General features: G+C 48.3%; 13 protein-coding genes and 4 tRNA genes. 15 read left to right on the top strand and 2 right to left on the bottom strand.

All coding sequences use genetic code 11. The features are described from left to right. Positions 1-27: 27 nt before the first annotated feature. Together NX722_RS24670 and NX722_RS24675 are read right to left on the bottom strand one after the other, a co-directional pair. Entirely contained in the window at positions 28-1,080 is a 1,053-nt protein-coding gene (locus tag NX722_RS24670; protein ID WP_262565524.1) for a pyridoxal phosphate-dependent aminotransferase, read from the bottom strand. Between the two features lie 81 nt (positions 1,081-1,161). After that, on the bottom strand, positions 1,162-2,745 hold the full coding sequence (locus tag NX722_RS24675) for a hypothetical protein (RefSeq protein ID WP_265442384.1): 1,584 nt from the start codon (positions 2,743-2,745) through the stop codon (positions 1,162-1,164). 270 nt (positions 2,746-3,015) lie between these two features. Here NX722_RS24675 and NX722_RS24680 point away from each other — a divergent pair, with 270 nt between their 5' ends. From NX722_RS24680 to NX722_RS24750, 15 genes are all read left to right on the top strand, one after another. Beyond that, positions 3,016-4,164: a multidrug effflux MFS transporter gene (locus NX722_RS24680; protein ID WP_262565526.1), complete on the top strand. Its 1,149-nt coding sequence runs from the start codon at positions 3,016-3,018 to the stop codon at positions 4,162-4,164. A 52-nt stretch (positions 4,165-4,216) separates the two neighbouring features. Next, the gene (birA, locus tag NX722_RS24685) at positions 4,217-5,194 is read left to right on the top strand and encodes a bifunctional biotin--[acetyl-CoA-carboxylase] ligase/biotin operon repressor BirA (RefSeq protein ID WP_262565527.1); all 978 of its coding nucleotides are present in this window, start codon (positions 4,217-4,219) and stop codon (positions 5,192-5,194) included. Continuing rightward, on the top strand, positions 5,191-5,955 hold the full coding sequence (locus NX722_RS24690) for a type III pantothenate kinase (protein ID WP_262565528.1): 765 nt from the start codon (positions 5,191-5,193) through the stop codon (positions 5,953-5,955). The genes birA and NX722_RS24690 overlap by 4 nt, the downstream gene beginning before the upstream one ends. Beyond that, the gene (locus NX722_RS24695) at positions 5,943-6,662 is read left to right on the top strand and encodes an SPOR domain-containing protein (protein ID WP_262565529.1); all 720 of its coding nucleotides are present in this window, start codon (positions 5,943-5,945) and stop codon (positions 6,660-6,662) included. Before NX722_RS24690 ends, NX722_RS24695 begins: the two co-directional genes overlap by 13 nt. 144 nt (positions 6,663-6,806) lie before the next feature. Next, a tRNA-Tyr gene (locus NX722_RS24700) sits at positions 6,807-6,890 on the top strand. 86 nt (positions 6,891-6,976) lie between these two features. Further along, positions 6,977-7,050: transfer RNA gene (locus NX722_RS24705), tRNA-Gly, on the top strand. 44 nt (positions 7,051-7,094) lie between these two features. After that, positions 7,095-7,170, top strand: a tRNA-Thr gene (locus NX722_RS24710). 150 nt (positions 7,171-7,320) lie between these two features. Then, positions 7,321-7,396: transfer RNA gene (locus NX722_RS24715), tRNA-Trp, on the top strand. A 78-nt stretch (positions 7,397-7,474) separates the two neighbouring features. Continuing rightward, a complete protein-coding gene (gene secE, locus NX722_RS24720; protein ID WP_262565530.1) occupies positions 7,475-7,846 on the top strand; it encodes a preprotein translocase subunit SecE in 372 nt (123 codons plus the stop codon). Between the two features lie 10 nt (positions 7,847-7,856). Further along, positions 7,857-8,390: a transcription termination/antitermination protein NusG gene (nusG, locus tag NX722_RS24725; RefSeq protein ID WP_034877890.1), complete on the top strand. Its 534-nt coding sequence runs from the start codon at positions 7,857-7,859 to the stop codon at positions 8,388-8,390. Between the two features lie 177 nt (positions 8,391-8,567). Continuing rightward, positions 8,568-9,002, top strand: coding sequence for a 50S ribosomal protein L11 (rplK, locus tag NX722_RS24730; protein WP_262565531.1), 435 nt, complete (start codon positions 8,568-8,570; stop codon positions 9,000-9,002). Beyond that, positions 9,002-9,697, top strand: a complete 696-nt coding sequence (gene rplA, locus NX722_RS24735; RefSeq protein ID WP_262565532.1) for a 50S ribosomal protein L1 — start codon at positions 9,002-9,004, stop codon at positions 9,695-9,697. The genes rplK and rplA overlap by 1 nt, the downstream gene beginning before the upstream one ends. Positions 9,698-10,031: 334 nt before the next feature. Beyond that, complete coding sequence (gene rplJ / locus NX722_RS24740; RefSeq protein ID WP_262565533.1) at positions 10,032-10,562, top strand: 50S ribosomal protein L10; 531 nt, start codon at positions 10,032-10,034, stop codon at positions 10,560-10,562. A 93-nt stretch (positions 10,563-10,655) separates the two neighbouring features. Further along, positions 10,656-11,030: a 50S ribosomal protein L7/L12 gene (rplL, locus tag NX722_RS24745; protein ID WP_262565534.1), complete on the top strand. Its 375-nt coding sequence runs from the start codon at positions 10,656-10,658 to the stop codon at positions 11,028-11,030. 280 nt (positions 11,031-11,310) lie between these two features. Next, a complete protein-coding gene (locus NX722_RS24750; RefSeq protein WP_262565535.1) occupies positions 11,311-11,457 on the top strand; it encodes a hypothetical protein in 147 nt (48 codons plus the stop codon). Positions 11,458-11,584: the final 127 nt, after the last annotated feature.

Consider the following 11,584-nt stretch of genomic DNA (forward strand, 5'->3'; position numbering starts at 1 on the left):
GAACAATGTGTAGATCGTTATGCAGCGTTAGATAACTGAGGCAAGGGTGTCTATCAGGTGTATGGTTTGCTGTTTGTTCCCAAGGCTGATTCGTAATCCGAGCCTGGAATTATTGTCCACTTTGGGACGAACAAGAATATTCGCTTCTTTTAGCTTTTGCTCAACCAGAGAAGGTTGCTTGAAAAACACCCAGACATAGTTTGCTACAGACGGCCAGTACTCAATATTCTGCTTATCCAGAAATGCCTCAATCATCGGCTTTGAGACTTCAATTACCTCTTTCACGTACTCCTGTGTATATTCAGGATTGCCAAGCGCGGCATCAATCGCAACCACTGCCAGCTGATTTACGTCGTAAGGTCCACGGACATTCAGTAATGCGTTGATATTGTCTTTACTGGAAATAATGTACCCCAGTCGTACAGATGGAAGCCCCCAGGTTTTGGAGAAAGTCCGGGTGACCAGCAGGTTGGGGTATTGCTCAACAACGTCGCAAACCGTTTGCCGGGTATATTCGAAATAGCACTCGTCCACCAGAATGGCTGCCTGAGGCGCAGCTTTGGCAATGTCCAGAATATCATCCCTTGCGATGGGGGTTCCGCAAGGGTTGTTTGGGTTTGCTATTACAATCAGTCGGGTTTTATCGGTAATCGCGTCCATGACGGCCTGTTTGGGAAAACCGTTTTCTCTGGAATAGGCGGGTTCGATAATGTTCAGATTTTCAATTTTTGCGCACTGGTGATACATGGCAAATGTTGGTCCGGGGATAATGGCATCGTCGCCTTCCCTGCATGCCGACCGAATGATCAGGTCTATTCCCTGGTCTGAACCGTTGGTGGTCATGACCTGATCGGGCTTTACCCCACAGTAGTCAGCAATTTTCTGAATAATGTCCCCATAAGCAGGATAAACCTGAAGCTGGTCATCGTTAATAAAATCGATCAGGGCCTGCTTAACCGTCGGAGAAACCGGAAGCACCCGTTCATTAAAATCAAGTAACAGGTGCTGGTGGTTATCCCGACCTTCCAGTGGCGGTTTGTAAGCACCCATTTGTGAAATGTGGGATTTGAAAATACTCATTAGCATTGCACCTGTTCATTTCATTTTATAAGTATCGGGAAAGGCTCCACACAGTCTATGTGGAGCTTAACAGGTGATCTATCAGAGTTCAGTTTTTGTCGTTAACCTTGGAGAGTTTGTAAAGAAACTGAATACTTTAAAATCCTCTTTTCGGCTTATCCAGCTGCTATAAGGGCCTGTTTTGAAAATTGGGAAAATTGCTGCTTTGGGGACGATTGTCCAGTTTCCGGTTTCCACATCTCTAAAGCCAACAGGACTGGTTGCTACCAGTGGTACAAGGTCCTCTTCCTTCATGCCATTATTCAATGCATCCGTTGCTGCATCAGAATCAAGAAGCCTAAGCTGTGCCATCGATACACTGCCAATACAGACCATGTGCGCACTGCGGGCAAAACTTGCCATTCGTCCCAGGGTGCAGTCTTCAACCAGTGTTCGATAGTGTGACTCTTTATCTTTTGAGTAATCCACCGTTATCGTGTTGATACTTAGCCCTTCTGTTATCTGATGCCCGGAGTACCTTGGCAGGCGATGTCCGAATCCCAGCATTAGTTTGTAAACAAAATTGGAAATATCCTGACCGTGTTGTTCATCGATACCTGCCTCTCCTTCTCCCCAGGCGAAAGACCAGTGATAGTTACGCTCAGAACCGGCATAATTTGGGTAGCGAAAGATTCTATTGTGTAGTTCTTGCAGGTAGTTCTGAATGGTTGGATTCATGGGTGCCTGCTTAATGTGATAATCCAGGGGTTTGACTTTGTCTTTAGCATACAGTTCGGCTGGGGTCAGCTTTGCACGGTAGACTGTCCAGGTGCTGTTATTAAATTGAACGATTTCTCCATCCTGGCCCTTTCGCTTTGCCAGTTGATAAGTGCCATCGTTTTTATGCAGAGGCATGGTGCCAGGCATCAGCATTTTGAAGTTGTCTTCATGAAACTCTCGCTCAACTCTTCCTGTTCTTACAATTTCGGGCTTGCTAGTGACCAGACGTTCAAACTCTTCTATATCGGACTGGCTTAACCGTCCTATATGCCGCGAGCGCACGAACTTCAGACCAAATTCTTCTCGCCAGACAAGAAACCATGAATCTTCATCAGGGCTGATTTTAGCGGGTAAATCGAATAACTGTCCGAAAATAAAAACCGGTGTGTTGGCAGGGATGCGTGTGCTTGAGGACTTTTGGTCTGTAGCGGTATTGGCTGTTTTTGCCAAATCTTTTGTCAGCGGTGTGTCAGTGGGAACAAAAAGGGCATCGGCATCGCTGATTGTTACTCCCCTGGCTTTGGGGTCATAAGTCTGTAGAAAAGAACTACGCTCGACCAGGTCTAGAAAATCTTCTTTTTGGACGGCAAAACCAGACAGGTCAAAGAGAGGATTAGCAAACGCTCCACTTATGACATCTTTTGCTACTTGTTTGATGTTGCCTGTTCTTTTGATCAGATAATTGATCCGCACTTCATTCCAGGGGGATAAGAATGAAGAAATCAGGTTATTTATACCAACTGTTCCTAACGACTGCTTTCGATCAAGCCCCATTGTATCAGCAAGTTTATTTAGGTTTTGCAGTCCTTTATAGAGAGTGCCCTGCTGATCATCCGGGGAATAGGCGTATAAATTTATAGACAGTGCTGAGGCTGCCAACATAAGTGAAAAAACTCTGTATTTCATAAAGGTCTCTCAATCTTTTTTGAATTCATTTGAACTTTAGTTGTGTACGTGCATTTTAGAGCGGTTTTCAATCGCTTAATTTTTATATGCACGTTAGTCAATCTCTGTAGCAGACTTTAGATAGAAAATTTCAAGGAAAGTTCTCCGGGACTCTGAAAGAGGAGGAAAATGCGCTGGCACCGACATGACGGCTCATGATGTTTAGAAGCTCCGGCAGCTGTTTATGTGTACACTTGCGCTCCTTTTATTGGCTTAAAACAGGAACAGGGAATGGTAGAGAAACCTTATCGACTGTTATTGGTAGCATTGCTGATGTTTCCCCAGATTGTGGAAACGATCTATAGCCCGGTACTGCCCGATATTGCTGCTGGCTTTGGTGTCAGGGTTGAGGAGGCTACCCAGACACTGTCGGTTTATTTTTTGGCCTTCGCTGTGGGTGTTTTTTTCTGGGGCTATCTTTCTGATCGCATCGGTCGGCGAAAAGCCATGCTTTCTGGTCTGATAGTGTATGGCTGCGGTGCTCTGCTGGCATTATTCACGCATCGTTTTGAATGGTTAATGCTGGCAAGGGTTGTTTCGGCCTTTGGAGCAGCAGTGGGTTCTGTCGTCACGCAGACCATTCTGCGTGACTGTTATGAGGGGAGTGAACTGGCTGCAATTTTCTCCCTGATGGGGGTGGGTATTGCCCTCAGTCCGGTGATAGGGCTGGCTAGCGGTGGTTTCCTGGCTGACCACTTTGGTTATCAAGGTGTTTTTCTGGTGTTGTGTATCCTGGCGATTCTACTCTGGCTGACCTCTCTTAAGTGGTTGCCTGAAACCCAGAGCGGTCAGGGGGTGCGAGTCAGTTCGAGGGCGGTAGGTCGACGCATGGTTCGGGATAAACGGCTGTGGTCGAGCATGACGCTGGTGGCCCTGTTTAACCTGATGGTGTTCAGCTATTACTCTCTGTCGCCTTTTCTTTTTGAAAGCCTGGGGTATGGGCCGACAGAGTTTGGTTATAGTGGGGTTGTCCTGGCTATAGGCTCGGTAGCAGGCAGTCTGTTGAATAAAAGATTGCTAACCCGACTATCGCCTGATTCGCTGGTGCTGTTGGCCGCTTTATTGGCTGTGATCGGAGGAGCTGGTGTCTGGTGTTTGCAGGATACTCTGATGTTCCTGCTGCCAATGGTACTGGTTATGGTCAGTTTTGGTATTTCCATTCCTAATATTGTTAGCCAGGCTCTGGTCGATTATCGTCAGGTAGTCGGTACTGCTGGTGCGTTTTTTGGGCTGGGCTATTACCTGATGCTGGGAGTTCTGCTGGGCATTGCCGGTCTGGTTCAGAGTATTGGTCTGGTTCTGCTGGTGGCAGGCTTGATTAGCCTGATATTGGCATGGAGATCATGCAAGGGTTTCCAGAAAAGTTCACGGGGAGTTTGAGAGAGCGGGTTTCAAGGCATATCATGCAGGCAGAATAGAATTGGGACTGTCGATGGAAAAGTTACTGAACCTGTTGGCTGATGGTCACTTCCACTCCGGGGAAGAGCTGGGGGAAACTCTGGGAGTTAGTCGGGCTGCTGTCTGGAAAAAACTTAAAGCACTTGAAGAGCTGGGTCTGTCGCTGGACTCCGTTCGGGGCAAAGGCTATCGCCTTGGAAACGGAATAGAATTGCTTGACCGGAAAAAGATTGAGGCAGGGTTGGATGAATCGCTGCGTCATGCAATAGAGAATCATGCAGTAACGCTGCACACCCGCTTCAGCACCGGCTCTACCAATGATCTCGTTAAAGACCTGAGCGATGGTCAACCTGGCGCCATGACATTTTGTTTGGCTGAGCATCAAACCAGTGGTCGGGGCAGACGAGGCAGAACCTGGGTCAGCCCTTTTGGCTCGACCATTTCCATGTCTGCAAACTGGAGAGTCAGTGAAGGTACTGCTTCACTGGAAGGTCTGAGTCTTGCCGTCGGGCTGGCTGTACTAAAAGCTCTGGAGGCTAATGGTGCAAGAAACCTTGAGTTGAAATGGCCAAACGATGTGTTGTGGCAAGGAAAAAAACTCAGCGGTATATTGCTTGAGGTGCATGGCGACCCTACAGGGGAATGCGATGTCATTATTGGTATTGGTATCAATATAAAGCTCAGTGAAGAACAGAGGAAAGGGATCGGACAGCCTGCTGTCGACCTTCACCAGGTTTGTGGTAAAGCTGTCAGCCGTAATGCAGTGGTAGCGCAGCTTATCAATACGCTCAGCCACATGCTCGAAGGGTTTTCGCATGGCGGCTTTGCTTTATATAAAGACCAGTGGAGTGAATACAACGCTTTCAGGGGGCAGGTAGTGACTATCGAAGCAGCAGGCCGAAAGGAAAAGGGTCTTAATGCCGGGGTTAATGAGCAGGGTGGTTTGCTGATAAAAACGGAAACAGGTATCAAAGTGTTTAGCGGTGGCGAAGTTTCGTTGAGGAAATCATGAGAACCCTTCAGTTCGACGCGGGCAATACCCGCTTAAAATGGTTACTGCGGGAAAATGGCCAGCCAGCCAGCTCTGGCTTTTTCTGTAACACAGAGGACTGGGATACAGTGCTTCCCTGTTTTCTTGATACGGTTGGCAAGCTGGATCAGGTAAGCATCTCTATTGTGTCTGCTGATGAACGGTTTGAGCAGATTAAAAAGCATGTTCTTGCGACGCAGGCTGTACCTTTATATAAAGCAGCAGCAAAAAAAGTGTCGGCTGGTGTAACGTTGTCCTATGACGAACCGGAAAAACTGGGGGTGGATCGCTGGCTGGCCATGCTGGCAGCTCATGCGACTAACACTCAGGAGATTAAAATCGTTGTCGATTGCGGCACAGCCATCACAATTGATGTGCTGGATAAAACCGGGGTTCATCTGGGTGGGTATATAGTTCCGGGTATTAGCCTTATGAAAAAAACACTGGCGTCTAATACGGCAAAGCTCAGGTATGTTGAATCAACCGATAACAGTGACCTTGCCCCGGGCAGAAACACTGCCGACTGTATTCATCATGGTGCGTTGGTTATGTTGCTGGCGCTGGTTGATCGGGTGGTCGCTCAATACCCGGGTTCCCGTGTCATTCTCTCCGGAGGAGACGGGGAGCAGCTTGAAGAGTTAATCGCTGTCTATAAAGAAGGAAGGGTGAGTTTAATGCCTGACCTGATAATGGATGGTCTGGAAATAGCAGTCAGGGAAGATCGAAAAGGATGCGCTGGATAATATTGTTGCTGCTAATAATGAATACAGGCTACTTTGCCTGGGGAACCTATCAGCAGTCACAGAGCCGTTATGTAAAGCCCGTGGTGTCAGAGCCTGAGAAGCCGCAGGGAAAACGACTGGTTCTCTGGTCGGAAAGTGGTAAGAATCTTCCTAAATCAGATCTTCTGCCTGAGCCCGTAGAACGAAATGGACATTCTGAGCCAGAGATTGCCCGGAATGATCAATGCCTTGTTGTGGGTCCCTTCGATTCATCCGCTAAGGCCGACGAAATGCAACAGCGCCTCTTTTCACTGGGGGTGGCCAGCAGAGAACGATCTGACAATGAAGCAGGCAGCTATGACCACTGGGTACATATTCCACCGCTTGCTGACAGGGAGGCTGCTATCCGGCTTTTGCGGGAACTTCAGGGTCAGGGTATTGATAGCTTTGTTATTACACAGGGAGAGTTGGCAAACGGAATATCGCTGGGGCTTTTCAGTAAAGAAGCTTCGGCTAATAAAGTCAGCAGTCGTTTATTGCAGGCAGGCTATGAAACCCGGATCAAGCGTCTGGCAAGACAACCGCAAATCTACTGGCTGGAGCTGTCAGCCAAACAGGCTGATAAAGTAACAGACGACATGTGGGAAAATTTTGCGAATGAATACAACGGCCTGAAAGTATTAGAAAAAAGCTGCAAAGGGATTGCATCCGAACCATCAATTCACTAATATACGCCTGCGCTTCGGGACAGCCAGGCAAGCAGTTCAGTCAACTGGGTCAGTTGATAAAGTTTTCTAAATAACTCACTGAGTTAAACGTTGAAAACAACAGCTTGACTTTGAGATGTCGCCGGATACAATAGCGCAGCACTTGGTGGGGTTCCCGAGCGGCCAAAGGGATCAGACTGTAAATCTGACGCGAAAGCTTCGCTGGTTCGAATCCAGCCCCCACCACCAGGTTCTTGTCTTTGATCTTGAAATTATGGAAGATTGAAGGCTGTGTGAGTGTCACAAGATGTGAGTCTCGCTATGCGGTTTATGTTGCGGGTATAGTTCAATGGTAGAACCTCAGCCTTCCAAGCTGATGATGCGGGTTCGATCCCCGCTACCCGCTCCAAATTAATCTTGCCCCTTTTTTTGGTTAAGAGTTGGTAAGAAGTTGCTCTTATAGCTCAGTCGGTAGAGCGCATCCTTGGTAAGGATGAGGTCACCGGTTCAAATCCGGTTAAGAGCTCCAGAAGCATAGGGGTAGATAGAGTGTTTTATCTGCCCCTTGTTTTTATGCCTCACAAATCAAAAAATAATAACGCTTTTCAGATAAGGTATGGTCAATTATAATTGGTCGGTCCTTGTATCTAGAGAAGCAAAGTAAGGCGCTCGTAGATACAGGCCAGTAGTTCAATTGGTAGAGCACCGGTTTCCAAAACCGGCTGTTGGGGGTTCGAGTCCCTCCTGGCCTGCCATTTCTTGATTCAGGCCTTCACTCTTTTATCATATTTATTGTTTTTGAGTGGGGCTTTTCTAGAGAGAAAATCAAACTAATGAGTGGAAAACCAGAAGTGACGGCTGAAGGTCGTCTTGATGGCCTTAAGTGGGGTCTGGTATTTGCCCTGGTCGCTGCCGGCGCTTACGGGAATTATTATTTCTCTGCTGAGTCTATTCTTTACCGCGTTGTAGCCTTGCTGGCTCTGGGCGCTGTTGCCGGCTATATTGGTCTGCAAACAGTGAAAGGCGGTGCCTTCTGGAACCTCGTTAAAGATGCCAAGGTTGAGATTCGCAAGGTTGTCTGGCCTACACGTCAGGAGACTGTGCAAACCACGCTGATTGTTGTCGCCGTGGTTATTGTCATGGGTCTAATTTTGTGGGCGCTTGATTCTCTGCTAGGCTGGGCTATCAGCAGCTTGATTGGATAGGGAAAGAACTATGGCGAAGCGTTGGTATGTAGTGCATGCCTACTCCGGCTACGAAAAGCAGGTAATGCGTTCGCTGAAAGAGCGAGTGCAGCGATTCGGTATGGAGGATCTCTTTGGTGAGATTCTGGTGCCAACCGAGGAAGTAGTCGAGATTCGGAACGGTCAGAAGCGCAAAAGTGAGCGAAAGTTCTTTCCTGGCTACGTGTTAGTTCAGATGGAAATGAACGACGATAGCTGGCATCTTATTAAAGATACGCCGCGAGTGATGGGCTTTATTGGCGGCACAGCCGACAAGCCAGCGCCGATCACCGAGAAAGAGGCGGACGCTATTCTTCAGCGTGTTCATGAAGGGGCTGAGAAGCCTCGTCCGAAGACGCTGTTCGAACCTGGTGAGATGGTTCGTGTTATTGACGGTCCTTTTGCGGACTTCAATGGTGTGGTTGAAGAAGTGAATTACGAAAAGAGTCGCCTGCATGTGGCGGTAATGATTTTCGGTCGCTCCACGCCGGTAGAACTGGAATTCTCCCAGGTCGAGAAAGTCTGAGAGACAGATTTTTATAATGAAACCCTGCACTGGTTGGTAAATTACCAAACGATGCAGGGTTTTTATCTAAGGGCATGATTGCGAGCGAGAGCTTCGGATAGTGCCCTGTTAATGGGTAGCTGAATTGACTGGCTGAATGGTGAGTCAGGGAAGCGTTGACCCAATGTAGAGGTTGCAATGGCTAAGAAAGTCGAAGCTTACATCAAACTGCAGGTACCTGCAGGTAAAGCTAATCCTTCCCCACCCGTAGGTCCAGCACTGGGTCAGCACGGCGTGAACATCATGGAGTTCTGTAAGGCGTTTAACGCTAAGACTCAGGAACTCGACGCTGGTATGCCTGTACCCGTTGTGATCACCGTATACGGTGACCGCAGCTTCACGTTTGAAACCAAGACTCCACCGGCCTCTGTACTGCTGAAGAAAGTACTGAAGCTGAAGAAAGGTTCTGGCCGTCCTAACACTGAAAAAGTGGGTACTGTTACTCGCGAACAGCTGCTGGAAGTTGCCAAGATCAAAGAACCTGATCTGACCGCTGCTGACGAAGATGCGGCTATCCGCACTATCGCTGGTTCCGCTCGTTCCATGGGTCTGAATGTGGAAGGTGTAGAATAATGGCGAAGATGTCCAAGCGCGCAAAAATGATTGCTGAGAAGGTTGAAGCGACCAAGGCTTACTCCTTCGAAGAAGCTGCAAACCTTCTGAAAGAAGTTTCCAGCGTTAAATTCAAAGAATCTGTAGAAGTCGCTGTAAATCTGGGTGTGGATCCTCGTAAATCCGACCAGGTTGTACGTGGCTCTTCCGTTCTGCCAAATGGTACCGGTAAAGACGTTCGCGTTGCTGTGTTTACACAGGGTGCTAACGCTGAAGCTGCTACAGCGGCTGGTGCTGACATCGTTGGTATGGACGATCTGGCTGCACAGGTTAAAGCTGGCGAACTGAACTTCGACGTTGTTATTGCTTCTCCGGACGCAATGCGTGTTGTTGGTCAGCTGGGTCAGATCCTGGGTCCACGTGGCCTGATGCCTAACCCTAAGGTAGGTACTGTAACACCTAACGTTGCTGACGCGGTTAAGAACGCTAAAGCTGGTCAGGTTCGTTTCCGTACTGACAAGAACGGTATCGTTCACGCTGGTATCGGCAAGATCGATTTCGATGCGGCTTCTCTGAAGCAAAACGTTGAAGCGCTGATGGCTGAGCTGAAGAAGCTGAAGCCTGCTACCAGCAAAGGCGTTTACATGAAGAAGGTTACCCTGTCCTCTACTATGGGCCCGGGTCTGACCATCGACATTGCATCTCTCGAGATCTAATTAAGGGCATTTGTCTTTCAGGCAACTGACCTGAGTTGCAGGCGGTCAGAGGAACTGGCTGCCTGTAACCCAAAAGACTTTGGGGTCTCCGGTTTCGGAGGTCGTCAAAGATCGTAGGTGCAAAGACCTGTTCCTGCCTGAGTTCAATTGGGTGGGGTTCGTCTAAGGGATGGACAAAAAGGTTGGCGCTTAATTTCCTGCGTAGACGGTGAACACGGATTTAGAACAATTTTCTGAATTCAGTGACCCATCACCGTATTGTAAGTCCCTGATGCATAGCTTTTATATAGATTGTATGCAGCAGGGTTAACTTCGGATATTTGGAGTAAAGCCCATGGCGTTAGGACTCGAAGACAAGAAGGCGATTGTCGCCGAAGTCAGCGAGGCTGCACAAAGCGCTCTGTCGGCTGTTATTGCGGATTACCGTGGTCTGACTGTTGGTCAAATGACCGAACTGCGTAAGCAAGCTCGTGACGGTGGCGTATACCTGAAGGTTGTACGTAACACTCTGGCTCGCCGTGCAGTTGAAGGCACTGATTTTGAGTGTCTGCAGGACGTCCTGGTAGGTCCAACAGTTCTGGCCTTCTCTCAGGAAGATCCAGGCGCGGCTGCGCGTCTGATTAAAGACTTCGCTAAAGAGAACAAGGAACTGGAAGTTAAGGCACTGTCCATCTCAGGACAGGTTCTGGGCGCAGAGCAGATTGATGTTCTGGCTAAGATGCCTACTCTGGACCAGGCTCGCGCAATGCTGATGAGCGTAATGATTGCACCTGTGACCAAGCTGGCACGAACTCTGAACGAGTTCCCGGCAAGCATTACACGTGTAGTGGCAGCTGTTGCCGACGAGAAGAAGAAAGCCGCTTAATCGTCTTTTTGACTGTTAGAGCTTACTGCTTTCTCTCGTTTTTAAATGAATTTCGGGGCTTATACCCCAACCCAATTTTTTGGAGATATAGACATGGCACTGTCTAAAGAAGATATCCTGAATGCAATCGCTGAAATGTCTGTAATGGACGTTGTTGAGCTGGTTGAAGCAATGGAAGAGAAGTTCGGCGTTTCCGCTGCTGCTGCTGTTGCTGCTGCTCCAGTTGCCGCTGAAGCTGGCGCTGCTGCTGAAGAAAAGACTGAGTTCGACGTAATCCTGACTGGCGCTGGCGACAAGAAAGTCAACGTAATCAAGGTTGTACGTGCTGCTACTGGCCTGGGTCTGAAAGAAGCTAAGGGCATCGTTGACAGCGCTCCAGCTCCTCTGAAAGAAGGCGTGAGCAAAGACGAAGCTGAAGAGCTGAAAAAGCAACTGGAAGAAGCTGGCGCTTCCGTAGAAGTTAAGTAACTCTACGTAAAGTTGCATAATCCGGGGTCTATTGCATAATAGTCTCAGGTGGGCTGGTGCCTGAATGGCACCGGCCTTTTTCCCGTTGTATGAGCTGTATCGTTTTGCTACTTAAAGCAATGATGAGCTCAGGCAGTCATAAATGAAAATATTTCGTCACCGTTTTTGTGCAGGTTTGTATAAATATTGCGCAAGCGCAGGTGGGGAAATTTTTTTTTATGGCAATAGCTACATCTCATCGCAAAATAAAGTGACATGGATGTAGGTAAAAACCCTGAAAATGATATGGAAGACATGTACACTGGTAGGTTCCGGAGTCGTTCTGGGCGGACAGGTGTACGGTTTGGATCACTTCAGGGGGGATGTCAGTCATGACGACTGGCATTGGTTGCACGAGTGGCGGAAGGTTCAGTTAGCCAGACGCTAAAGCTCATGCAACGGTTTAACGGTTGTTAATCACCGTATTCATTGGGTGTCAAAAGGGGGCCACCCGCCCTCATCAAAACCTAGATGGCCAGACCAGACGGTCTGAAGCCAGGACCAGGTGACCAAGC

This window comes from Endozoicomonas gorgoniicola, from assembly GCF_025562715.2.
Taxonomy (GTDB): Bacteria; Pseudomonadota; Gammaproteobacteria; order Pseudomonadales; family Endozoicomonadaceae; genus Endozoicomonas_A; species Endozoicomonas_A gorgoniicola.

What these genes read in the sequence shown, in the direction of transcription:
- NX722_RS24670 (WP_262565524.1), bottom strand. Translation starts at nt 1,080, where the DNA reads ATGAGTATTTTCAAATCCCACATTTCACAAATGGGTGCTTACAAACCG.
- NX722_RS24675 (WP_265442384.1), bottom strand. Translation starts at nt 2,745, where the DNA reads ATGAAATACAGAGTTTTTTCACTTATGTTGGCAGCCTCAGCACTGTCT.
- NX722_RS24680 (WP_262565526.1), top strand. Translation starts at nt 3,016, where the DNA reads ATGGTAGAGAAACCTTATCGACTGTTATTGGTAGCATTGCTGATGTTT.
- birA (WP_262565527.1), top strand. Translation starts at nt 4,217, where the DNA reads ATGGAAAAGTTACTGAACCTGTTGGCTGATGGTCACTTCCACTCCGGG.
- NX722_RS24690 (WP_262565528.1), top strand. Translation starts at nt 5,191, where the DNA reads ATGAGAACCCTTCAGTTCGACGCGGGCAATACCCGCTTAAAATGGTTA.
- NX722_RS24695 (WP_262565529.1), top strand. Translation starts at nt 5,943, where the DNA reads ATGCGCTGGATAATATTGTTGCTGCTAATAATGAATACAGGCTACTTT.
- secE (WP_262565530.1), top strand. Translation starts at nt 7,475, where the DNA reads ATGAGTGGAAAACCAGAAGTGACGGCTGAAGGTCGTCTTGATGGCCTT.
- nusG (WP_034877890.1), top strand. Translation starts at nt 7,857, where the DNA reads ATGGCGAAGCGTTGGTATGTAGTGCATGCCTACTCCGGCTACGAAAAG.
- rplK (WP_262565531.1), top strand. Translation starts at nt 8,568, where the DNA reads ATGGCTAAGAAAGTCGAAGCTTACATCAAACTGCAGGTACCTGCAGGT.
- rplA (WP_262565532.1), top strand. Translation starts at nt 9,002, where the DNA reads ATGGCGAAGATGTCCAAGCGCGCAAAAATGATTGCTGAGAAGGTTGAA.
- rplJ (WP_262565533.1), top strand. Translation starts at nt 10,032, where the DNA reads ATGGCGTTAGGACTCGAAGACAAGAAGGCGATTGTCGCCGAAGTCAGC.
- rplL (WP_262565534.1), top strand. Translation starts at nt 10,656, where the DNA reads ATGGCACTGTCTAAAGAAGATATCCTGAATGCAATCGCTGAAATGTCT.
- NX722_RS24750 (WP_262565535.1), top strand. Translation starts at nt 11,311, where the DNA reads ATGATATGGAAGACATGTACACTGGTAGGTTCCGGAGTCGTTCTGGGC.